General features: G+C 51.5%; 1 protein-coding gene. It reads left to right on the forward strand.

Translation table 11 applies throughout. The features are described from left to right. Positions 1-70: 70 nt before the first annotated feature. Positions 71-237 (forward strand): flagellar export chaperone FliS (gene fliS, locus QQL85_RS26530; protein WP_284368801.1); only part of this gene is annotated, 167 nt, incomplete at its 3' end.

Raw genomic sequence — 237 nt, forward strand, 5'->3', positions numbered from 1 at the left:
CAGCTACTTAACGCAGCAGTTCGAAAACAACAGTAATTCCAAGTAAGCAATATTCATCGGGAGACAGGTCATGTACGCGGCAAAAGGCACCCAGGCCTATGCACAAATTGGCGTCGAAAGCGCCGTAATGAGCGCCAGCCAGCAGCAGCTGGTCACCATGCTATTTGATGGAGTGCTGAGCGCACTGGTTAGAGCGAGCCTGTTTATGCAGGACAACAATCAGCAAGGCAAAGGCGT

This window comes from Pseudomonas putida (assembly GCF_030159595.1).
GTDB lineage: Bacteria > Pseudomonadota > Gammaproteobacteria > Pseudomonadales > Pseudomonadaceae > Aquipseudomonas > Aquipseudomonas putida_AC.